The following is a 21332-nucleotide window of genomic DNA, read 5'->3' as shown; positions in this document are numbered from 1 at the left end:
TGCTCAGGTGCGGGCCCTGGCCCGGGGCGGATGCGGGACGACGTGCGGCTGACGCCGATCACCGGAGCGGCCTGGGCGCGGCGGGGATTCCCCGCCGCCCGTGGTCTCCGCGGTGCTCTCGTCCGGCTCCAGCAACGCCAGGGAGTCGGACAGCAGCGTGCGGGTACCGCTGAGCTGCCGCGCGACTTGTTCGCGCAGTTCACGCAGGGTCCGTACCTCGCTCTCCGCGGCGGCGACCATGTCGTGCGCCCGCGCTCCGGCGTCCCGTACGGTCCGCTCGGCCAGCGTGGCCGCGGCCTGCTCACGTTCCCGCGCGGTGTCCAGCGCCTGCTGCCTGCGGGTGGTGATCGCGCTGGTCAGGTCCGCCTCGGCCTGTTCGCGCGCGCTCGTGGATTCCTGGTCGAGGCGGGTCCGGCGGCGCTCGGCCTCGGCGTCGAGTTCGGCGACACGGGCCCGGCCACTGTCCATCAGCGCCGTGTGCTCGGCTTCCATCTCGGCCGCACGCCGGTTGAGTTCGGCTGCCCGCTGTTCGAGGTGCCGGGTCAGCGCCGTGGCCGAGCGTTCGGCCTCGGCCAGAGTGCGCCGTGCCTCCTCCTGGGCCCGTTCGGTGGTCTCGTCGGCTTCTTCGCGGGCGAGTTCGAGCATGTGCCGCAGGCGTTCCTGCAGGGCGCCGGAGTCGATCGGCGACCGGCTGATCCGCCCGATCGTCGCCCGCAGTTCCCGGTTGTCCGTCCGTAGCTCCTCGAGCTGCCAGGCCAGCCGCCGGGCGTGGGTGGCCTCCGCGTCGCGGTCGCCGGTGACCAGACGCAGTTCCGCCTCGACCCCGTCGGCGTACTGCTGGACCTGCGTGCGGTCGTAACCACGCAGCACGACATCGAAATCGGCCTTCAGGGGAATCAGTTCCTGCCGGCCGTCCCGTGCTGACACCATCTACCTCCTGGTCTGGATCTTGCTTCGCGGCGGTGCACCGTCTCCGCTGTCGTCCCGGCGTCCGCTGTGTCACCGACTTCAGGACGATTCGCGGAGCCCCGGTGTTCCCGGTCGCGATGTGACGTACGCGGCGATCGGCGGACCGCCTGCCGTTCGCCGCCCGGTGGTGAGACCGGTGCACGCGCGTGACGTCGCCCGCCGGCCCCATGGCGTTACGGGTCCGGGCGCGGTTATGCGCATTGTCACCACACTGGGGGAGCCGAACGAGGCCCGCGGTCGTGAGTTCCGCAACTTTCTTTGTACCGCAATGGAATTCAGGTGCCCGGTTGTGGCCCTCGGGCGCGTCGTGGCGGCGGGCACACTTCGGCCGGCGTGCATCCTAGGAGTCCATTGTGGACTCAATCGGGAAGGAGCGGCACGGATGGCCGATCGCGGCTGCCGAGCAGAGTGGCTCTGGTGACCGAGGACGCGCCGAACCTGTCGCGCAGATCGTCGAGGGCCGCGTCCAGCGAGCCGGACGGGTTCGCCTCGAAGGGCAGTTCGAGCTGGGCCGGGGCCGCGGCGTCGGTGAGGTTGCCCAGCGCCACCCCGACCAGGGTGAGCCCGCGCAGGCCGATCGCCGGCATCGCGGCACCGAGCAACCTCCGGGCGGTGAGCAGGATCGTCTCCGTCTCCGCCGTGGCCAGCGGCAGCGATCGCGAACGGGTGGCGCGGGTGTAGTCGTCGAAGCGCAACCGGAGGACGACGGTGCGGCAGACGCGGTCCGCCGTCCGCAACCGGCGGGCGACCCGATCCACCAGCGCGGCCACCACCGCTTCCAGTTCCCCCGGCGACCGCGATCGCCTGCCCAGCGCCCGCTGCGCGCCGATCGACCGGCGCCTGCGTCCGGTGCGGACCGGCCGGGGGTCCCTGTTGTGCGCGAGCGCGTGCAGGTGGCGGCCGGACGCGCTGCCCAGCATCGCGGTCAGCCCCTGCTCGTCGAGTTCGGCGACCTGTTCGACCGTCCGGATCCCGTGCCGGTGCAGTTTCCCGGCGGTGACCGGCCCGACGCCCCACAGCCGCTCGACCGGGAGCGGGTGGAGGAACGCGAGTTCTCCGTCCGGCGGCACGACCAGCAGGCCGTCCGGCTTGGCCACCGCGCTGGCCACTTTCGCCAGGAACTTCGTCCTCGCCACACCCACCGTGATCGGCAGGCCCACCTCCGCCAGGACGTCCGCGCGCAGCCGCCGGGCGATGTCGGCCGGGGTGCCCGCGATCCGCCACAGGCCGCCCACGTCGAGGAAGGCCTCGTCGATCGACAGGCCCTCGACCAGGGGAGTGGTGTCGCGGAAGACCTCGAAGACCGCCTTGCTGGCGACCGAGTACGCGGACATGCGTGGGTCGACCACGGCGGCGTGCGGGCAGATCCGCAGCGCCTGCCGCCCGCTCATGGCGGTACGCACGCCCATCGCCTTGGCCTCGTAACTCGCGGCGAGTACGACCCCGCCGCCCACGATCACCGGCCTGCCTCGCAGGCGCGGGTCATCGCGCTGCTCCACGGAGGCGTAGAACGCGTCGAGGTCGGCATGCAGGATCGTCGCGTCGTCCGCCACCGGCACAGACTCGCACCGGGGTCCGACAAGAACCTCCCATCCGGCCTCAGCGCGCGGTCCCCGCCCGGCGCCGGTGGGCCGAGCAGACGAGTCCCGTCGCCACCAGCAGGGCTCCGATCGCCAGCGGCGCCCCCAGCGCGGCCCAGAGCTGGGCGGCCACACCCAGGTCGTCCGCGACGGCGCCGTAGACCTCCCGGTTCAGCCGGGCGCTCGCCGTCGGCGACACCGTGCCGATGACCCCGGGGGCCAGGCCCCACAGGAGGCCACCGGCCCGAGTCCGGATACCAGCCCGAGCGAGGCGATCCCGGCCAGCAGGATCGCGCCGAGCAGCAGGAACAGGGCACCGGCGGGTTCGACCTGGTCGATCGCGCGGACGTAGTCGCGCTGGTTGACGTGCGCGCCGTACATCATCAGCGCCAGCGCGACCGGGGTCAGCACCACGCCGCCCAGTGCCGCGAGTACCCGCGCGCCGGTCCGTTCGCCGTGTGCCTGCCCGGGCGGGCCGGAGGAGTAGGGGGCAGCGGCGTACGGATCGGCGGACGAGGGGGTCCGGCCGTACGGGGCGCCGCGGTACGGGTCCGTGGTCATCCGGGAACCTCCTGGGGAGGCGGCGATGGCTCGGCCGCGGTGGTCCAGCGTATCCAGCAGGACCGGGTCGCCGGGCCGGAATCGCCGTGCCGGTGGCGATTCCGGCGGGACCGGGCCGGGCGGCTCCACCGGTGGACGGGGGCGGGGCGATACTGGCCCGGTGGATCCGTTCCCGGTGACCGACCTCGAGAGCTACCTCGGCGGCCACTGGCGGATCGATCGCGTGATCGTGGACGCCGCCGGCGCGCCGGCGGGTGGCTTCACCGGCCACGCCGCGATCACCCCCGAGGGCGACGGCGTGCTGCGGTACCGGGAGCGGGGCACGCTCCGGCTTGGCACGCACACCGGCGAGGCGAGCCGGACGCTGCGCTACGAGGTGACCGGTCCGGGCCGCGCCGACGTCCGCTTCGAGCACGGCGGGTTCTTCCATGCCGTGGACCTGCGCGAGGGCCGCTGGCGGACCGAGCACCCCTGCGCCGCCGACCTGTACCGGGTCGCCTACCGCGTCCTCGGTCCCGGCCAGTGGTCGCAGGAGTGGACGGTGTCCGGTCCCGCGAAGGACCACACGATCCGTTCCGCCTTCCACCGCCTCGCCGGGCACCCCGGCCGACTCAGGCCGGGCGGCGACCGGTGACCAGGTGCTGGCCGGGGATCGCCCGCAGCGATGTCACCCCGACCTCGGTCAGGCCCGCGCCGGTGAGCCAGTCGCCGAGTTCACCGGCTCCGGTAGACCTGGCCGCCCTGGCCGTGGAAGAGGTTCACGCTGAACGTCCGCGGGAACGCCTCCCCAGTCCGGTCGCCGGGGGTCACCAGGTCCGCACTCTGTTCCAGTGCAGCCACCGTCCCACCCGGGTCAGTGCCCCGGCGACCCGGCGTTCTCGGCACGGCGTCGCGTTCGCGCGGTGCGTGGGCCAGTTCGTGGGCGCGGGCATCGAGTTGGCCGTGGGCCAGCGCGGTGGCGGTTGCCGATGGCCGGGGCCGGGCCGGCACGGCCGTCTCACGCGGTGTCCGGGCGGCCCGTACGACGATCGCCGTCAGCGGACGGTCCGGTCGGGCCCGGTGACCGCCGATAGGATCCGCGGATGCCGAAACGTGTTCCCGTGCTCGTCGTCGCGGGCTTCCTGGGCGCGGGGAAGACGACCCTGATCAACCACCTGCTACGGAACGTGCGCGGGACCAGGATCGGCGTGATCGTCAACGACTTCGGCAGCGTCAACATCGACGCGATGATGGTGTCCGGGCAGGCGGACGCCATCGCCTCGCTGGCCAACGGCTGCCTCTGCTGCGAGGTCGACGTCAGCGGCCTGGATCGCATGCTCGGCAAGCTCACCCGGCCGCGCCGGGGGATGGACGTCGTCGTCATCGAGGCGAGCGGACTGGCCGAACCACGCGATCTGGTCCGGATGGTGTCGGCCAGCGCCAACGAACGGGTGGAGTACGGCGGTCTCGTGGAGGTGGTCGACGCCGTGGGGTTTGAGCGGAGCCTGGACCGGCACCCCGAACTGGCCGCACACCTGCGCTGTGCGGATCTGGTGGTACTGAACAAGACCGACCGGCTGGCCGCTGCGGAGCGGGACCGGATCGGCGCGCTCGTCGCGGAACTGGCAGGCGGCCGTGCGCCGATCCGGGTCGAGCACGGCCGGCTCGATCCGGAGCTGCTGTTCGACGCCCGCGCCGAGGACGGGCGGCGGCGGTCAGCCCAGCTCTCGTTCGACGAGCTGCCGGAGTACCGGCAGGCCGATCACCCGCACGCCCGGTACGACAGTGTCGCCTACCACGGTGCCGAACCGATGGACGCGAGGCTGTTCATGCGGTTCCTCGACACCCGCCCGGCGGAGGTCTACCGGATGAAGGGGCACGTCTGTTTCCTGACGGCGGAAGGGAACCAGACCTTCACCGTGCACACCGTCGGCGATTTCGTCCGGTTCGAGCAGGTGCGTGGTGCCCGCCTGACCGAGCTGGTGCTGATCGGCACGGGCCTGCGCCCGGCCGAGCTCGAAGCCGGCCTGGACGACTGCCGGGCGACCGAACGGACCGCCGCCGATCCGCAGGGCATGCTGCGGGTGCTCCGGCTCGCCGAAGCCTGACCCGGCACCGTCTGACGGCGACCGGGATGACAGCGGCCGGAACGACGACGAGGGCCGTGCCTGCCCTCCGGGCGGGAACGGCCCTCGTGCGGCGTGGTCGCCGCGGCGTCAGGACGCGGGGTAGCTCAGCCCGTGTCCGTAGCCGTACAGCGGATCCTTGCCGTCGCCGACGTTGATCGGCTGCTGCTCGAAGTCCCTGGCCCAGGAGAAGGTGAGCTTCCCGGACGGGTTGTGGTCGCCGAAGAGCACGTCGGCGACTCCGGCGCCCTCGCTGCCGGGAAGCCAGGACGCCAGCAGCGCGTCGACGCCGGACACCTCCTCGGTGATGTCCATCGGCCTGCCGGACACGAGAACGGCGACCGTCGGCACACCGGTCGCCCGCACCTTCTCCAGGGTCGCCAGGTCCTCCTCGTCGAGCCTGAGATCGTCCGGCCGGTCGCCCTCGTGCTCGGCGTACGGCGTCTCGCCGACCACGACCACCGCCGCCCCGTAGCTGTCGTCGATGCCCTCGGCCTCCCGGTCGTAGGCGACCTCGGTCGACTCTCCTGCGACCTCCCGGATCCCGTCGAGAACCGTGGTGCCAGTGGTCGTCGGGCCGCTCTCGCCCTGCCAGGTGATCGTCCAGCCGCCGCTCTGGTTGCCGATGTCGTTGGCGTTCTTGCCCGCGACGAAGATCTTGCCGCCGTCCTTCGCCAACGGCAGGGCACCGTCGTTCTTCAACAGCACCTGGGACTTGCGGACCGCGTCACGGGCCAGCTCGCGGTGCTCGGCGCTGCCGACGGTCTGCAGGTACGAGCGGTCGGCGAGCGGGCGCTCGAAGAGGCCGAGTTCGAACTTCTTGGTGAGGATGCGGGTGTTCGCGTCGTCCAGCCTGGCCTCGGACACCCGGCCGGCGTCGACCTCGGCGCGCAGCAGCTCGATGAACTTCGCGTAGTCCTCGGGCACCATGAACATGTCGATGCCCGCGTTGACGGACTGGCGCACCTCCTCGGCGGTGAAGCCCTCCTCGCCGTCGATCTGGTCGATGGCGTTGTAGTCGGAGATGACGATTCCGGAGAACCCGAGTTCCTGCTTCAGCAGCTCGTCGATCAGGTACTCGTGGCCGTGCAGTTTCTCGCCGTTCCAGCTGCTGTAGCTGATCATCACCGAGCCGACGTTGCGGTCGATGGCCTCCTGGAACGGTGGGAGGTGGACGCGCCGCAGCTCGGCCTCCGACACCTCGGTGTCGCCCTGGTCGTCACCGCCGGTCGTGCCCCCGTCCCCGATGAAGTGCTTGGCGGTGGCCATGACCGAGGCCGGACCGTTCAGCGCGTCGCCCTGCAGCCCATCGATCACCCCGGCGTTGCGGGTGGCGTCCTCGGGCAGTTCGCCGAAGGACTCGTAGGTGCGGCCCCAGCGGTCGTCCCTGGCGACACACAGACAGGGCGCGAAGTTCCAGTCGATGCCGGTGCCCGCGACCTCCTCCGCGGTGGCCCGCGCGATGTCCTCGGTCAGTTCCGCGTCGTTCGCGGCGCCCAGTCCGATGTTGTGCGGGAAGATCGTCGCCCCGTGCACGTTGTTGTGCCCGTGCACCGCGTCCACGCCGTAGATCAGCGGAATGCCCAGTGGGCTGTCCATCGCCTCCCGCTGGTAGGCGTCGTACATGTCGGCCCAGGATTCCGCCGTGTTCGGTGCGGGCCAGGACCCGCCACCGGACAGCACGGAGCCGAGCCGGTGCCCGGCGGCGTCGGCCGGGGTGGCCGAGGCGCGTTCGCCCTGCACCATCTGGCCGATCTTGTCGTCGACGCTCATCCGGCCGAGCAGGTCGGCCACCCTGGCCGGGACCGGCTGGTCCGGATCCTGGTACGGCGGCGGGGGTGGCGGCGCGGTCTGGGCGGTCGCACCGAGCGGCGCGATCACCGAGCCCGCGAGCAGCAGGCCGGCGATCGCGGTCAGGCGAGATCCGCGCGCGGGTCCGCGTCTGGGCAGCGTCATGGGTTCCTCCGGGACGGGCCGATGCAAACGGCGTCAACCTATCCAGCGCCGCCGTAATGGTCTAGGCCAATTCGTCGGATATCGGCGACGTCCCACCAACGGCCCAGTCCGAAGGTCCGGTCGGCCCGCGGGGCCGGAGGCCTGAGCAGGATGTATAACGCTGTATTCGGCGCGCCACCATCGAGCACGCGGAGGGCCCGCGGGCCTCGGCGCCAGTGAACCGCGATGAGCCCTCGCCGGTGCCGCCGGGCGCTCGCATTTTGTCCACAGTGGACTCCGACGGCCGCGCGGGCTTGCCGCGGCCTCGTCCGCGGTAGGACGATGCCGCGGTGCCTGCCAGCAGAACGCCCCTGTGGTCCGGATTCGCCCTCGTGCTGCTGGCGTTGCTCGCCGTGATCGCGGGACTCGGGCTCCGGCCCCCGGCGCCGGCGGACGCGAGCGCGCCCCCGGAGGAGTTCTCCGCCGCACGTGCGAGCGAGCACCTGGCGCCGATCACCGCCGAATGGCATCCGGCCGGGTCCCCGGCGAACGACCGGGTGCGCGAGTACCTGGTCGGCGAGCTGCGCGAGCTCGGCCTCCGCCCCGAGATCGACTCCCGCGCCACCGGCCGCGGCATGGACGACCGGCTGCACCTGGCGGGCTCGGTCACCAACATCCACGCCCGGATCCCCGGCACGGCTCCGACCGGGCGGGTTCTGCTGGCCGCGCACTACGACTCGGTGCCCGGTGGGCCCGGTGCGGCCGACGACGCCGCGAACCTCGCCGCGATCCTGGAAATCCTGCGGGCCCTGGGCGCCGGCTCACCACCCCGCAACGACATCGAGGTCGTGTTCACCGACGCCGAGGAGGCGGGACTGCTGGGCGCGCGTGGCTTCCTCGACGGCGGGGGAGCCGCCGCCGTCGACCGCACGGTGGTGGTCAACATGGAGGCGCGGGGCAGTTCCGGGCCCGCGATCATGTTCCAGACGGTCGGCGACAACGCCGGACTGATGCCCGCGGCCGGCGCCGGGAGCGCGCTGGCCACCTCCGTCTCCGACGACGTCTACCGCCTGCTGCCGAACGACACCGACCTGACCGTCTTCGCCGAGGCCGGCCTGCGCGGCCTCAACTTCGCCTTCGTCGGCGGGTCCGCCCACTACCACACCCCGCACGACGACATCGCCCATCTGAGCACGGCGACCGTGCAGGACATGGGTGAGGCGGCGATGGCGGCCACCCGGGAGCTGGCCGGTACGGAGCTGGGTGTGTCCGGCGAGGGCGACGACACCTACTTCACCGTGTTCGGCCTCCTCGTGCACTACCCGGCGGAACTCGTGATCCCCCTGGCGCTGCTCGCTTTCCTCGTGTTCGCGACGGTCGTGTGGTCCTGCCGCGGACGCGGGGCGCGGCCGTCACGGATCGCCTTGTCCGCGGTGTCGTTGCTGGTTCCGCTCGTTCTCGCCGGGGTGGCTGCCTGGGCGCTGCTGCGGGCCGTGCGACCCGAGTACGCGCTCTTCCTCAGCGGTGACACCTACCGTCCGCAGCTCTACGCGATCGCGCTGTCGGTGCTGGCGCTGGTGCTGCTCGTGCTCTGGTGCCGCTGGTCGGCACGCGGTGGCCGGACGGAGACGATGGCGGCGGTACTGGGCTGGTTCGCGGTGGCGGCCGTGGCCGCGGCGTTCCTCGCCCCCGGAGGTGCGTACCTGTTCACCTGGCCCGCGCTGCTCGGCTCGATCGCACTCTGGGCGGCGAACCGGTGGGCTGGGGACGGATCGCCGTGGCACCCGCTGGCCGCGGCCGCCGGGGCCGTGCCCGCCGTGCTGCTGGGTCTGCCCGTGGTGCTGCTGTTGTTTCCGCTCGTCGGTATCTCGCTGGCCGCGGTGCCGATGGTGGTGGCCGTGCTCTTCGGCGCGACCACCGCCGGGCTGCTGATCGCCGCCGTTCCCGCCCGCGGGCTGGCGACGGGCACCGTGGTGGCGGTCGTGGCGGCGCTCGGTCTCGGCGGTGCGGGCCTGGCCGTGGACCGCTACGACACACACCATCCGCGCCCGGTCAGTCTCGGCTACGGGGTGGACGGCACGAGCGGCCGTTCCTACTGGCTCAACACCGGCAACCCGTCGGACGCCCTCGTCGCGCCACTGCTGGCCGAGCGGGCGGACGTCCCGGAGGGCCTGTTCCCCAATCTGGCCGGCCAGCGGATCACCGCGGGTGCCGCTCCCGTGTCGCGCTCGGTCGGGGTGCCGGCGATAGAGCCGTCCGGCTCCCGGGAGACCGGCGACGGCACCCGGGAGGTCACCGTGCGCCTGGATGCGGGCCCCACCGCGCACAGTCTCGTGCTGTACGCCGACGTCTCGGCACACGAGGTCCTGGGCGCCACCGCGAACGAGGTGCCGTTGCCGGGTGGCCGCAACCTCGGCGACTCGCGATGGGGATGGGGGATGCGCTACACGGCCCCGGCGGAGTCCGGGGTCGAGGTGACGCTCCGGGTACGGGGCGCGGGCCCCGTCGCGCTCAACGCCGTCGCGCTCTACACCGGCCTGCCGGCGGACGCCGGGGCACCGGCCCTGCCCGCCGAGGCGAGCTGGTCCTCCCCGCCGTCCGTGGCGAACCAGAGCTACGCCTCGCTGGTGGCCTCGGTCTGAGACCGCGTCCGGTCAGCGCGTCGCGCCGCTTCCGCCGGATACGGAGTCGCCCTGCTCTCGCCGCGCAGGGCGTCGAAGAAGTCGGTCAGCACGGCGGCGACAGGGGAGTGGCGGATGAGCAGTTCGGTCACCTGGGGGCCGGCCCCGTCCGGCACGGTGCCCTCCGCGCAGGCCCGGATCAGATCGACGCGGTCGCCGGTGAGGGTGCCCGCCAGCCGATACGCGAGGTGGGTCGCCGTGTAGCGGCGGTCGTAGCCGCGATGGTGCCGGAGGAAGGCGTCCTCCTCGGGATCGAGGTCGAACCGGGACGAGGTCGCGAGGCCGAAATCGGCGAAGTACAGCCGGGCACCGTCGGTCAGCACGTTCTCGAAGTGCGCGTCGAAGTGCAGCAGTCCGCGGGATTCCATGAACGAGGTGGTGACCGAGAGCTCGCGGGCCAGCATGGCGGCCGCGTCCTCCACCGCACCTTCGGCGAGCCGGGCGGCGAACCAGTCGTGCACGGTCCACGGCAGGTACTCCAGGAACAGCACCAGGCTCGCCGTGCTCCTCCGGATGGCGTCGACACGTTCGCGGACCGCGGGCGACCCGTGCCAGAAGCCGACGGCGGCCTCCACGTCGGCGAGTTCGTCCGGCAGCGGCCGGCCGCCGGGTTCGGGCAGGACCCGCCAGTGGTACATCACCGGGAATCCGGCGCAGTCGCCGCCGAGCACCCACTCCGTCGTCATGACGTGCGCGGCGAGCTCGCGCCACGCTCCGAAGCCAGGGCTGCCCAGGCCGTACTGGCAGAAGGTGGGCAAGCCGAACAGGTTCGCCGTCGAACGCAGGTTCTCCGGCCGCAGCTCCAGATCGGTGAGGGGCACACGTTTGACGAACACCGGCGTGTCCGCGACGTCCATCAGCACCGTCTGACCGCCGATTCCGGTGCCCAGCGGCCGGGCGCCGGCGAGCAGCCCGGTGAGGCGCCGATCGCTCAGCGCGGCCAGCGTCGCGCCGACCGCGCGGCGGGTGGTGCGGCGATCCGCCGAAGCGAGCACTGGCCGCTCTCCGTTATCCGCGTCGCGCGACATACGCTCATCGTGCCCGCGATCAGGCAATCGCCGCCACGCCCCGGCCACGACAAGTACTCGACGTGCCGGGTGTGCCGCCCCGAGTGCCGCTCAGTGAGCGAACCGGCGTCTGGTGAGTCAACCTTGCCGTACAGCTCTGACAGGAGTGACGGACTGATACGCCGCTGCGCCGGCCGCCGGTCGTTCCCGGTGGTTGTGCCGCCCGACAACAAGCGCTGTGCACATCGACATCGACAGGTGTGGGTGACCACGGTCACAATCGGCCTGACGTGGACCGGACGACGGATCGGGGCAGCATGAACCTAGCCAACAGCCTGGTGACCAGCGGGGACGAGCACGCCGAGCGAGTCGCGCTGCGCTGCGGCGATCGGTCGGTGACGTACGCCGAGTTCCTGCGCGACGCCCGTGCGGCGGCCGGGTTCATCCGCGGCCTCGGTGCGGGCCCCGGGGACCGCATCGGGCTGGTGGCCCCGAACGTGCCCGCCTTCCCAGCCGTGTTCTACGGCGCTCTGCTCGCCGGCTGCGCCGTCGTCCCGATGAACCCGCTGCTGACGGCCAGGGAGATCACCTTCTTCCTCACCGACTCCGGGGCCCGCGCGGTCTTCACGCTGTCCTCGGCCGCCGACGCCACCCAGGAGGCGGCGGCCGAGGCGGACATCCCGGTGGTGGTACTCGAGCAGGACGGCCTGAGCGCCGAGCAGCTCGACGGCACCGAGCCGGTCACCGAGGTGACCGAACGGGACGGCGGTGACCTGGCCGTGATCCTGTACACCTCGGGGACGACGGGGAAGCCGAAGGGCGCGCTGCTCACCCACGACAACATGCGCAGCAACGCGGCCACCACGGTGGACACCCTCGTGCAGGCGACGCCGGACGACGTGATCATGGGCTGCCTGCCCCTGTTCCACGTCTTCGGGCTGACCTGCGGGCTGAACACCGCCGTGCGGGCCGGTGCCGCGCTGGCCCTGCTGCCGCGCTTCGACCCGGCCGAGGCGCTGGGCATGATCGAGACGCACCGGGTGACGATCTTCGAGGGCGTGCCGACGATGTACGCCGCGATGCTGCAGGCACCCGGCTCCTTCGACGTCGGCAGCCTGCGTACCTGCCTGTCCGGGGGCGCCCCGCTGCCGGTCGAGGTGATGCGCTCCTTCGAGGACAGGTTCGGCTGCGAGATTCTCGAGGGCTACGGGCTCTCCGAGACCTCACCGGTCGCCTCCTTCAACCACCCCGGGACCCCCCGCAAACCCGGTTCGGTGGGTGTCGCGGTCCGCGGGATGGAGATCCGGCTGGTCGACGACCAGGGCAACGACGTCGCCGAGGGGGAGATCGGTGAGATCGCGATCCGCGGCGAGGGCCTGATGGCGGGCTACCACGGCCGTCCGGAGGCGACCGCCGAGGCGATCCCCGACGGCTGGTTCCGCAGCGGCGATCTCGCCCGCCGCGACGAGGACGGCTACGTGTTCATCGTCGACCGCAAGAAGCAGCTCATCATCCGCGGCGGATACAACGTCTACCCGCGGGAGGTCGAGGAGGCGCTCTACGAGCACCCGGCCGTCGCCGAGGCGGCGGTCGTCGGACTGAAGCACCAGACCCTGGGTGAGGAGGTCGGAGCGGCCGTGTCCGTCCGGGACGGCGAGGACTTCGACGCCGAGGCCATCCAGGCGTTCGTCAGGGAACGGGTGGCGGCGTACAAGTACCCGCGGCACATCTGGTCGGTGGGGGAGCTGCCGAAGGGGCCCACCGGGAAGATCCTGCACCGGGAGATCACCGCACCGCCGGAGGTGGAGGTCGAATGAGTACCGCGACCCCGGCCGGGCATCGCGATCGCACCGGCCAGACCGAGGACGACGCGTCCGAGAACGCGGGCGCGCCACTGGACCTCCTGCTCACCGACGCGACCCGGACCTCGCTGGGCCGGCTGCTGCCGTCGGCGTCGACGGCGCGGTTCGCCGCCGGACTGGCCCGCAGGCCGCTGACGGTGCTGCGCCGCGTCCGCGCCCTCGGCGGGGAACTGGGCCGGGTGGCGACGGGTTCGTCCACGGTCGCCCCGGACGATCGCGACAAGCGCTTCGCCGACGAGGCGTGGTCGGACAATCCCGTGCTGCGCCGCACCGTGCAGGCATACCTGGCGACGGCGCGGGCAGCCGAGTCGCTCGTGGCGGACGCCGAACTCGGCGAGAACGACCGCCGGCGCGTCGAGGCCGCGGTGTCCAACGTCGCCGACGCTCTGGCACCGAGCAACAATCCGCTGCTCAATCCGCTGGCCCTGCGCGCCGTGGTGGACACCGGCGGTGGCAACTTCGCCCGCGGCGCCCGCAGGCTCGTCCGTGATCTGGCCACCCCGCCGCGAGTGCCCAAGATGGTCGAGCCGGACGCCTTCGAGGTGGGAAGGACCGTCGCGGCCACCCCGGGGACCGTTGTGGCGCGGACCCCGGTGTTCGAGCTCATCCAGTACACGCCGACGACCGGTACCGTGCGCGAGATCCCGCTGTTGATCGTCCCGCCGACGATCAACAAGTACTACGTCATTGACATGGCTCCGGAGCGGAGCCTGGTCGAGTACCTGGTCGGCCAGGGGCACCAGGTGTTCACCATGTCCTGGCGCAACCCGGACGTGCGGCACGCCGCCTGGAACCTGGACACCTACGGCGAGGCCGTCGTCGACGCGCTGGCCGCCAGCAGGCGGATCACCGGCGCCCCCAGTACCGCGCTGATGGCCCTCTGCTCCGGCGGGATCCTCAGCTCGATGGTGCTCGCCCACCTCGAAACCCGGGGCGAGCTGCACACCGTCGCGGCGACCGCCCTGTCGGTGGCCGTGCTCGACCAGCGCAAGGCCGGGCTCCCCGGTGCGCTGCTGACCCCGGCGGCGGCGAAGGCGGCGGCGCGGGTCTCCGCGGCGAAGGGATACCTGGACGGACGATCGCTGGCCGAGGTGTTCGCCTGGCTACGGCCCAACGACCTGGTGTGGAACTACTGGGTGCAGAGCTATCTGCTCGGCAGGACCCCGAAACCGTTCGACGTGCTGTTCTGGAACGCCGACCCGACGCGGATGCCGGCGGCGCTGCACCGCGACTTCATCGACCTCGCCCAGCACAACTCGCTGGTCGAGCCGGGCACCGCGACGATGCTCGGCTCCCCGGTGGACCTGGGCCGGATCGGGATCGACTCGTACGTCACCGCAGGCATCGCCGATCACCTGTGCCCGTGGCAGAACTGCTACCAGAGCACGCAGCTCTACGGCGGGAAGAGCCGCTTCGTCCTGTCCACCAGCGGTCACATCGCCTCGATCGTCAACCCGCCGGGCAACCGCAAGGCGAACTTCCGTACCGGTGAGCACAATCCGGCGGACGCCGAGGAGTGGCTCGCCCGTTCGGAGAAGCAGGACGGCTCCTGGTGGCCGGACTTCAGCGAGTGGCTGCACGCCCGCACCGGCGAGCAGGTGCCGCCCCCTGCCGAGCCGGGTGGACCGGACCACCCGCCGCTGGAGGCCGCGCCGGGCAGCTACGTGCTGGTCACATGAGCACGGCGGCGCGACGGCCGCGGCAGGCGAGCACGGTGGCCGTGCGAGGCCGGAAACTGGCCGTCACCCACCATCCCGGAGCGGCGGGCCGGGTGCCGCTGGTGCTGTGCAACGGGATCGGCTCCAGCCAGCGGCTGTTCGACCCGGTCGTCGGGGCACTCGACCGTGACCGTCCGCTGATCCTGTTCGACGTCCCCGGCCTCGGCGGCTCGGCCGCACCGCGGGTGCCGTACCTGTTCTCCACACTGGCGGCCGCGCTGCACCGGGTGATCGCCGGGTTCGGTTACCGTTCGGCCGACGTTCTCGGCATCTCCTGGGGCGGCGGACTCGCCCAGCAGTACGCGTTCCAGTATCGGCGGCGGTGCCGGCGCCTGGTGCTGGTCGCCACGGGAACCGGAATGCTGATGGTGCCCGCCGCGCCGCGCACGCTGGCCAGGATGTCCACCCCCCGGCGGCACCGCGACCCCGCCTACGCCGAACGCATCGCCGGTGACCTGTACGGCGGATCCGCCCGGCTGGACCCCGCCCGGACGATCTCGGCGCTGCACAACGCACCCACCGCCACCCCCCGGCGCGCCTACCTGTACCAGCTCATGGCGATCGCCGGCTGGAGCAGCCTGCCGTTCCTGCCGCTGATCCGGCAGCCGGCCCTGGTGCTGGCCGGCACCGACGACCCGATCATCCCGCCGGTGAACGCGAGCATGATGGCCGGGCTGCTGCCGCGCGGCAGGCTCCACCGCTACGACGGCGGTCACCTGGCACTGCTCACCGAGGCCGGCGAGCTGGCACCCGTCATCGATTCCTTCCTGGACGAGGACGGCGACGAGAGGAGCGAACGGTGAGCAGCACCCACGACGGCGGGACACACCTCGGCGAATCGCTGGGCACGGACTTCTTCTCCGTCCGGGACCAGTTCACCGAGGAGCAGTGGGAGCCGTTCATCGCCACCCGCAGATTCGTCGACGACGAGGTGCTGCCCGTGGCGGCCGGGTACTGGGAGCGCGCGGAGATGCCGTGGCCGCTGATCCGGCGGCTGCCCGAGCTGGGCATCGTGGGGGAGGACATCGCCGGCTATGGCTGTGCCGGGATGAGCCCGACGGCGTGCGGGCTGGTGCACATGGAACTGCACCGGGGCGACGGCAGCCTCGGCACCTTCCTCGGTGTGCACGCCGGGCTGGCGATGCAGTCGATCGCGATGTGCGGCTCGGACGAGCAGAAGCAGCGCTGGCTGCCGGACATGGCGGCGATGCGTGCCATCGGCGCGTTCGCGCTCACCGAACCGGACCACGGTTCGGACTCGGTGGCGCTGGAGACCACGGCCCGCCGCGAGGGCGGCGACTGGGTGCTGGACGGGACGAAGCGGTGGATCGGCAACGGCTCGGTGGCCGATCTGGTCGTCGTCTGGGCGCGTGACACCGGCTCCGGCGAGGTGAACGGTTTCGTCGTGGAGAAGGGAACTCCGGGATACCGGGCCGAGGTGATCGAGGGCAAGGCCTCGCTGCGCGCGGTGTGGCAGGCCGACATCACGCTCGAAGGGGTGCGGGTGCCGGAGGCCAACCGGCTGACGGGGGCGAACGGTTTCGCCGACACCGCCCGCGTGCTCGCGTCGACCCGCAGCATCTGCGCGTGGATGGCACTGGGCCACGCCACCGGGGCCTACGACGCCGCTATGCGCTACGCCTCGGAACGCAAGCAGTTCGGCAAGACGCTGACCAGTTTCCAGATCGTGCAGCAGCGGCTGGTGAGGATGCTCGCGGACCTGACCGGTATGCAGCTCTACTGCGTGCAGATCGGCAGGCTGGCCGATGCGGGCAGGCTGTCCCCGACGGTGGCCGGGCTGGCGAAGATGAACAACACCGGCAAGGCGCGCCAGATCATCGCCGAGGCCCGTGATCTCATGGGAGGCAACGGTGTCCTGCTGGAGAATCACGTCATCCGGCACATGGCCGACATCGAGTCGATCCACACCTTCGAGGGCACCGAGACCATGCAGACGCTGATCGTCGGACGGGACATCACCGGGATCGGCGCCTTCACCGGCGAGACCCGGTGACGGATTCGCCGCTGGCCCGGCTGGTCGACCGGGTCGAGCCGCGGCTGCCCGAACTCGTCGACCGGGTGTTCGCCACGATCCTGGAGCAGATCACGCTCTACCGCGGTGCGGAGACCGTGCCCGCCGACGAACTCCGCCGTTCGGTCGAGCACAACCTGCGCTACATGATCTCGGCGATGCGTGATCCCCTGGCGCCGAGGGACTTCAGCGCGCCCGAGGAGACGGGCAGGCGACGCGCTCAGCAGGGTGCCCCGCTGCCGGAGGTGCTGCGGGCCTTCCGGATCGGGTTCACCTCGATGTGGGATCTGCTGGCGGAACAGGCGCGGGCGGACGCCGAGCCGGACACGATCGACACCCTGCTCGCCGCCGCCGCGCGGACCTGGCAGCTCACCGACGAGTACGCCGAGGCGTTGACCGAGGCGTACCGGACGAGTACCGCGGAGCTGCTGGTGGCCCAGCAACAGCGGCGATCCGCGCTCGCGGAGGCGCTGTTCACCGGCGAGCAGCGGCCGGACGCCGGGCCGTGGGAGGTCTCCCAGCTTCTCGGCCTGCCCGCCGACGGCGACTTCGTGGTGATCGTCGCGGAGACCAGCACCACCGCGGAGGCGGGGCTGGCGGGCATCGAACGCGGGCTGGCCGATCGCGGGATCGCCTCGGCGTGGCGGCTCGCCCCGGGACGGCAGATGGGCGTGGTCTCGCTGCGCCCCGGGCAGTCCGGGCCCGCGCTGGAGGTGACGACGGCGCGGGCGACCACGCGCACCGGGATCAGCCCGGTGTACCGCTCGCTGTACGAGACACCGCGCGCGGTGCACCTGGCCTCGGTCGCCCTGGGCGGCCTGCCCGCGGGGCGCGCGGAGGTCGCCGTGTTCACCGGAAACCCATTGGCGGGACTGCTCGCCCGGCAGCGCGACGAGAGCGACCGGCTGGTGCGCGAGGTGCTGGGCCCGGTGCTGGAACTGCCGGTGGACGACCGGACCACGCTGATCGACACCCTCCAGGCGTGGTTCGACCACGCCGGTTCGGCCGAGCGCGCGGCGGAGGCGATGTTCTGCCACTCCAACACCGTTCGCTACCGGCTCCGCCGCATCCACGAACTCAGCGGACGTTCCCCGGCCGAGCCGTGGGCGGTCGCGGACCTGGCGGCGGCGCTGCAGGCACTGCGGTTGCGCCGCGAAGGCTGACCGGGCCCGTCCACTCCCGGCCGCCCCGGAGGTCACCTCACCGGTTTCCCAGTGCGCGCAGGGGGTCGGCGAGTTCCCGGTGGAAGAAGTCGAAGAAGCCCTCCGGGTCGGGCCCGGCGTTGATGAGTGCCAGCCGGTCGAATCCGGCGTCGGTGAACTGCCGGGCCACCCGCAGGTGCGCCTCGACGTCCGGGCCGCAGCCGAACGCCGCGCGCATGTCGTCCGGCGTCGTGTACGCGGTGGCGGCCTCGAAGTTCACCGGGTTCGGCAGCTCCGCCTGCACCTTCCAGCCCATCACCCCGAAGCGGAACAGCCGGTGCGCGGACCGCGCCGCGGTCTCCTCGTCCGGCGCCCAGGCCAGCGGCACCTCCGCGTATGCGGGGCCGGAACCGCCTGCCTCGTGGTAGGCGCGCAGCAGGTCGGCGCGCGGCTCGGTGGCGAAGATGCCGTCCCCGCATTCGGCGGCGAGCGCGGCCGCGGACGGTCCACCCGCGGCGACGGCGATCGGCGGCGGCGAGTCCGGGAGATCGAAGACCCGGGCGTCCTCGGCGGTCAGGTGCCGTCCGCGGTAGGTGTGGTAGCCGCCGGTCCACAGCAGACGGATGATCTCCAGCGACTCCCGCAGCATCTCGTGCCGGACGTCCACCGGTGGCCAGCCTCGTCCCACCACATGCTCGTTGAGGCGTTCCCCCGAGCCGACGCCGAGGGTGAATCTGCCCTCGCAGAGCAGTGCGGTGGTCGCCGCGGCCTGGGCGATGACCGTGGGGTGGTAGCGCAGGAAGGGGCAGGTGACACCCGTCGCCAGCGCAATGTGTTCGGTGCGGGCGGCGATCGCACCGAGGATGGTCCAGACGAAGCCGGAGTGCCCGTGCCCGTCCAGCCACGGGTGGAAGTGGTCGCTGATCTCGACGAAGTCGAATCCCGCCTGTTCGGCTCGTACCGCCTGACCCACCAGTTCGGCGGGCGACAGTCCCTCGGCGAACAGCTTGTACCCGATCTGCACTCGGACCTCCCAGTCCTCGACGTCTTCGCGGTGGGTACCCCGTCGCCGGACTGCTAATCCCTGTCTCTCATGCCCCTTCGCGCGATGACACTGTCCACTTTGTACACACGTCCGGGTGACCGGCGCTTGTGCGGGCCCGCGTGCGCTGTCAGTGTGTCGAGGTCATCCGGCCACGACACGGTCACCTCGCACCGGATCCGGACCGGCCGAATCAGGCCGATGTGGACAGTGCGCGCGTTGTTTCGACAGGTGCCCGTTCTTCACGGTGACGGCGTTCGGGCGGGCACGGCGCCGCCGGCTCGTGGGCCCGGATGGTCACGGTGGTGTGCGGCCGACGGGTAGGGGCCCGCCGGCGCACACCATCCGCTGTGACCGTGAGCCCGTTTGGCCCCGCCGCCCGCGCGGTACTCCAGCGATGACGCGCGACGCGCGGCCACCACCACCGGTACTCCCGGTAGCCGCCGCGCTACTGTGCCGGAACAGCCGATCGTGGCACGCTCGCCCGGTGACGGCCGATGACGCGAGACGAGAGGTGGATGCCGTGGTCCGGATGGAGTTCACAGCGGTCGTACTCATTCCCGACGAGCCGGCACCGGTCATGTTGCTCCGGGAGACCGAGGGCCTGCGCCGCTGGCTGCCGATCGTCATCGGCGAGGCCGAGGCGGACGAGCTGATCGCGGCGCACAAGGGGGTCGACCGGCCCAGGCCCGGCACCATCGAGCTGATCGCCGCCGTGCTGGAGGCCTGCGACCACCGGATCGAACGTGTCGAGGTGCCCGAACTCCGCGACGGCATCTTCATCGCCGAACTCGTGCTGACCAACGACGTGCGTGTTTCGGCGCGGCCGAGCGACGCGGTCGCACTCGGGGTAAGGGCCGGGGTGACCACGGAGGTGGGCGAATCGGTGCTGGCCGTGGCGAGCGTGGACATCGCACTCGGCGACGACCTGGAGGACTCCGGGGCCGAAACCGATGACCACGAACGCGAGATCGCCGAATTCCGCACCCTGCTCGAACTCGCCGATCCGGACGATTTCGTCGCCGACCCCGGCGAGGACCCGGACGAGGGGCCCGCCGACGATTCCGGCGACGACCGGGCCTGACCGTTGTGCGGTTGCCGGTGTGGAACTCCGCGGCGACGACGTCCGGAAAGCGCTGTGCGGTAAGGGTCTCCGCGCGCCTGCCCGTCCTGGTTTTCCGGTTCCGGTCCTTGTCGCGCCGGTCTCGCGCGGCCGCGACGGCGAGAATGTGTCACCGTGGCGGAATGACCATCACACCCGGCCCTGGGCCCGAGCCGGAGGACGCGCCCGGCCTGGAGGAGGGCGGCTCGGTGACCCCAGGTGACACCCCGCCGGACGCCGGGCAGACCTCCGGTCTGTCCCATCCGCAGCCGATGCCGTCCCGGAAGTTCCCGATCGCCGCGCTGATCGTGATCGGACTGCTCGTTCTCGCCCTCGTCGGCTTCTTCCTCGCCCGGACCTTCGAACTGCTCAGCTAGCGGACGTCGTCCGGCCCCAGCAGGCGGCCGAACCCGTCCCGAGTCCGGCGCAGCGGGTCGAGCTGGTGGGCCCGCTCGCGAATCGAACACCACCCATCGGACGCCGGGTTGGGCCCGTCGACCACCATCTCCGCGGTCGGTTCCGGCTGAGCGCCGTGTTGCGATAGGACTTGTGTCGCGTCCGGCGGACGTTCTCCAGCGATCCTGATGATGCCGGGCGCGTCCGCTTGCGCATAGCGTGACCGTGGCGCCGCAACGCCGGCGGCACCGTCCGATGCGCGGCACACCGCGTGACACCAGGGAGACGAGATGACGACGAGCAACGCGATCACCGCGACCGCCGAGCGGGTGGACGCGCCGTTCGGCCGGCTGGGCGGCGAGTTCGGACCGGACGCGATCGTCACCCCGGCGGCCGTCTACACCGGGATCGGGACGCCGGCCCTGGCCACCCTCGGCGGCGGCGCGGCGACCCCGCTGACACCGGGCATCGAGGTCGGCGGCAACGCCTCCGTGGCCGAACTGGTGGCGGCGAGGTCCTCGGCGCTGCGCGCCTGAGCCCGAAGCGCTCCCACCGGTTGCGGTTCGCGCGCCGAGCAATCGGCGCGAGCCTGCCGTAACGAGTGACCCGGCTGTCCCGACATGACGGACGTGCTGCTCGTATCGGGACAACCTGCCGCCCCGGCCCTGATCGCCGTGGAGATCGTGGCCCTGAGCCTGGTGCTGGTCGCGGCCGGGGTGCTGGTCAGGGCGTGGACGCGGCGTTCGGTGCGGATCCGCCGCCGCGACCTGGTCCTCGACCCGGGGCCGCGCCCGGCCGGTTCCCCCTGCCCGGCTGACGCGCCACAGGAGAGCGTCGCCGCTCGCACCTCGCCGGTGTCGGCCATGGGCGTGCCCTTCCACGGGCCGCTGGTGGGCTACGCGGAGTGGATTCGCGACAACGCGGGCGAGCTGTCCTCGACGCAGTGGCGCACGGTCGCCGCGGTGCTCGCCTCCGCGGCGGGGCAGGCGGCGGGAATCGCCCGTGACCTGGAGAACGTGCCGGACGGGCCGTCCGGACTGTCCTCCGCGAGCCCCCGGCCGGGCCCTCGTCCCGGCGATCTCGACCTCGGCCCGGTGGCCTGACCTCGATCGCCCTGCCGGGGAAATCCGTTCGACCTCGCCTCGGCGTTGACCTATCGTGACGGTCATGCGTTTCCACTACTTCCTCTGACGGCACCGC

General features: G+C 72.1%; 20 protein-coding genes. 12 read left to right on the top strand and 8 right to left on the bottom strand.

Going from position 1 to position 21332, the window contains the following annotated elements:
• Nucleotides 1-3: 3 nt before the first annotated feature.
• The 4 genes from CFN78_RS18395 to CFN78_RS18380 form a co-directional block, all read right to left on the bottom strand.
• Nucleotides 4-930, bottom strand: coding sequence for a coiled-coil domain-containing protein (locus CFN78_RS18395; protein ID WP_094864079.1), 927 nt, complete (start codon nucleotides 928-930; stop codon nucleotides 4-6).
• A 398-nt stretch (nucleotides 931-1328) separates the two neighbouring features.
• Nucleotides 1329-2522 (bottom strand): DNA polymerase IV, encoded by a 1194-nt coding sequence (gene dinB, locus CFN78_RS18390; protein ID WP_420807901.1) that lies wholly within the window; start codon nucleotides 2520-2522, stop codon nucleotides 1329-1331.
• A 46-nt stretch (nucleotides 2523-2568) separates the two neighbouring features.
• Complete coding sequence (locus tag CFN78_RS18385) at nucleotides 2569-2748, bottom strand: hypothetical protein (protein WP_094864077.1); 180 nt, start codon at nucleotides 2746-2748, stop codon at nucleotides 2569-2571.
• Nucleotides 2721-3110, bottom strand: coding sequence for a hypothetical protein (locus tag CFN78_RS18380; RefSeq protein ID WP_094864076.1), 390 nt, complete (start codon nucleotides 3108-3110; stop codon nucleotides 2721-2723). Before CFN78_RS18380 ends, CFN78_RS18385 begins: the two co-directional genes overlap by 28 nt.
• Before the next feature lie 160 nt (nucleotides 3111-3270).
• Here CFN78_RS18380 and CFN78_RS18375 point away from each other — a divergent pair, with 160 nt between their 5' ends.
• Nucleotides 3271-3744, top strand: a complete 474-nt coding sequence (locus tag CFN78_RS18375; protein ID WP_094864075.1) for a DUF6314 family protein — start codon at nucleotides 3271-3273, stop codon at nucleotides 3742-3744.
• An 80-nt stretch (nucleotides 3745-3824) separates the two neighbouring features.
• On the opposite strand, the gene CFN78_RS30115 is transcribed toward CFN78_RS18375, so the two are convergent.
• Nucleotides 3825-3950 carry a hypothetical protein gene (locus CFN78_RS30115; protein ID WP_276307340.1) on the bottom strand — a complete coding sequence of 42 codons (126 nt, stop codon included), beginning with the start codon at nucleotides 3948-3950 and terminating at the stop codon, nucleotides 3825-3827.
• Between the two features lie 242 nt (nucleotides 3951-4192).
• Here CFN78_RS30115 and CFN78_RS18370 point away from each other — a divergent pair, with 242 nt between their 5' ends.
• Nucleotides 4193-5197, top strand: coding sequence for a CobW family GTP-binding protein (locus CFN78_RS18370; protein WP_165777611.1), 1005 nt, complete (start codon nucleotides 4193-4195; stop codon nucleotides 5195-5197).
• A gap of 108 nt (nucleotides 5198-5305) precedes the next feature.
• On the opposite strand, the gene CFN78_RS18365 is transcribed toward CFN78_RS18370, so the two are convergent.
• A complete protein-coding gene (locus tag CFN78_RS18365; protein ID WP_094864074.1) occupies nucleotides 5306-7171 on the bottom strand; it encodes a glycoside hydrolase family 3 protein in 1866 nt (621 codons plus the stop codon).
• A 329-nt stretch (nucleotides 7172-7500) separates the two neighbouring features.
• Between CFN78_RS18365 and CFN78_RS18360 the strand changes: the two genes are divergently transcribed.
• Entirely contained in the window at nucleotides 7501-9792 is a 2292-nt protein-coding gene (locus CFN78_RS18360) for a M20/M25/M40 family metallo-hydrolase (protein WP_133116379.1), read from the top strand.
• Here CFN78_RS18360 and CFN78_RS18355 read toward each other — a convergent pair.
• A complete protein-coding gene (locus CFN78_RS18355) occupies nucleotides 9765-10826 on the bottom strand; it encodes a protein kinase family protein (protein ID WP_094864072.1) in 1062 nt (353 codons plus the stop codon). The two genes, CFN78_RS18360 and CFN78_RS18355, sit on opposite strands and share 28 nt — an antisense overlap.
• Before the next feature lie 329 nt (nucleotides 10827-11155).
• Here CFN78_RS18355 and CFN78_RS18350 point away from each other — a divergent pair, with 329 nt between their 5' ends.
• From CFN78_RS18350 to CFN78_RS18330, 5 genes are read left to right on the top strand one after another with little or no spacing between them, the layout of a single operon-like run.
• Nucleotides 11156-12655 (top strand): long-chain-fatty-acid--CoA ligase, encoded by a 1500-nt coding sequence (locus CFN78_RS18350; RefSeq protein WP_094864071.1) that lies wholly within the window; start codon nucleotides 11156-11158, stop codon nucleotides 12653-12655.
• A complete protein-coding gene (locus tag CFN78_RS18345) occupies nucleotides 12652-14379 on the top strand; it encodes a PHA/PHB synthase family protein (protein ID WP_094864070.1) in 1728 nt (575 codons plus the stop codon). The genes CFN78_RS18350 and CFN78_RS18345 overlap by 4 nt, the downstream gene beginning before the upstream one ends.
• Nucleotides 14376-15221: an alpha/beta fold hydrolase gene (locus CFN78_RS18340; RefSeq protein ID WP_094864069.1), complete on the top strand. Its 846-nt coding sequence runs from the start codon at nucleotides 14376-14378 to the stop codon at nucleotides 15219-15221. The genes CFN78_RS18345 and CFN78_RS18340 overlap by 4 nt, the downstream gene beginning before the upstream one ends.
• Nucleotides 15218-16432 (top strand): acyl-CoA dehydrogenase family protein, encoded by a 1215-nt coding sequence (locus CFN78_RS18335; RefSeq protein ID WP_094864068.1) that lies wholly within the window; start codon nucleotides 15218-15220, stop codon nucleotides 16430-16432. Before CFN78_RS18340 ends, CFN78_RS18335 begins: the two co-directional genes overlap by 4 nt.
• Nucleotides 16429-17613 carry a PucR family transcriptional regulator gene (locus CFN78_RS18330; protein ID WP_094864067.1) on the top strand — a complete coding sequence of 395 codons (1185 nt, stop codon included), beginning with the start codon at nucleotides 16429-16431 and terminating at the stop codon, nucleotides 17611-17613. The genes CFN78_RS18335 and CFN78_RS18330 overlap by 4 nt, the downstream gene beginning before the upstream one ends.
• A 37-nt stretch (nucleotides 17614-17650) precedes the next feature.
• Here CFN78_RS18330 and CFN78_RS18325 read toward each other — a convergent pair whose 3' ends face one another.
• Nucleotides 17651-18616 (bottom strand): TIGR03557 family F420-dependent LLM class oxidoreductase, encoded by a 966-nt coding sequence (locus CFN78_RS18325; protein ID WP_094864066.1) that lies wholly within the window; start codon nucleotides 18614-18616, stop codon nucleotides 17651-17653.
• Nucleotides 18617-19121: 505 nt separating this feature from the next.
• Between CFN78_RS18325 and CFN78_RS18320 the strand changes: the two genes are divergently transcribed.
• From CFN78_RS18320 to CFN78_RS18305, 4 genes are all read left to right on the top strand, one after another.
• Entirely contained in the window at nucleotides 19122-19718 is a 597-nt protein-coding gene (locus tag CFN78_RS18320) for a bifunctional nuclease family protein (RefSeq protein ID WP_240519527.1), read from the top strand.
• A gap of 161 nt (nucleotides 19719-19879) precedes the next feature.
• Nucleotides 19880-20113 carry a DUF6480 family protein gene (locus CFN78_RS18315; RefSeq protein ID WP_094864064.1) on the top strand — a complete coding sequence of 78 codons (234 nt, stop codon included), beginning with the start codon at nucleotides 19880-19882 and terminating at the stop codon, nucleotides 20111-20113.
• 309 nt (nucleotides 20114-20422) lie between these two features.
• Entirely contained in the window at nucleotides 20423-20668 is a 246-nt protein-coding gene (locus tag CFN78_RS18310) for a hypothetical protein (RefSeq protein ID WP_094864063.1), read from the top strand.
• A gap of 84 nt (nucleotides 20669-20752) precedes the next feature.
• Nucleotides 20753-21235, top strand: coding sequence for a hypothetical protein (locus CFN78_RS18305; protein ID WP_094864062.1), 483 nt, complete (start codon nucleotides 20753-20755; stop codon nucleotides 21233-21235).
• Nucleotides 21236-21332: the final 97 nt, after the last annotated feature.

The organism is Amycolatopsis antarctica (assembly GCF_002262875.1).
Taxonomy (GTDB): domain Bacteria; phylum Actinomycetota; class Actinomycetes; order Mycobacteriales; family Pseudonocardiaceae; genus Amycolatopsis; species Amycolatopsis antarctica.
The sequence above is the reverse complement of the archived record's forward strand: the minus strand, read 5'-3'. Positions and strand labels throughout refer to the sequence as shown.

Excerpts from the sequence above, each read along its gene's own strand:
- CFN78_RS18395 (WP_094864079.1), bottom strand. The coding sequence starts at position 930 with ATGGTGTCAGCACGGGACGGCCGGCAGGAACTGATTCCCCTGAAGGCC.
- CFN78_RS18380 (WP_094864076.1), bottom strand. The coding sequence starts at position 3,110 with ATGACCACGGACCCGTACCGCGGCGCCCCGTACGGCCGGACCCCCTCG.
- CFN78_RS18370 (WP_165777611.1), top strand. The coding sequence starts at position 4,193 with ATGCCGAAACGTGTTCCCGTGCTCGTCGTCGCGGGCTTCCTGGGCGCG.
- CFN78_RS18365 (WP_094864074.1), bottom strand. The coding sequence starts at position 7,171 with ATGACGCTGCCCAGACGCGGACCCGCGCGCGGATCTCGCCTGACCGCG.
- CFN78_RS18350 (WP_094864071.1), top strand. The coding sequence starts at position 11,156 with ATGAACCTAGCCAACAGCCTGGTGACCAGCGGGGACGAGCACGCCGAG.
- CFN78_RS18345 (WP_094864070.1), top strand. The coding sequence starts at position 12,652 with ATGAGTACCGCGACCCCGGCCGGGCATCGCGATCGCACCGGCCAGACC.
- CFN78_RS18340 (WP_094864069.1), top strand. The coding sequence starts at position 14,376 with ATGAGCACGGCGGCGCGACGGCCGCGGCAGGCGAGCACGGTGGCCGTG.
- CFN78_RS18315 (WP_094864064.1), top strand. The coding sequence starts at position 19,880 with ATGACCATCACACCCGGCCCTGGGCCCGAGCCGGAGGACGCGCCCGGC.
- CFN78_RS18310 (WP_094864063.1), top strand. The coding sequence starts at position 20,423 with ATGACGACGAGCAACGCGATCACCGCGACCGCCGAGCGGGTGGACGCG.
- CFN78_RS18305 (WP_094864062.1), top strand. The coding sequence starts at position 20,753 with ATGACGGACGTGCTGCTCGTATCGGGACAACCTGCCGCCCCGGCCCTG.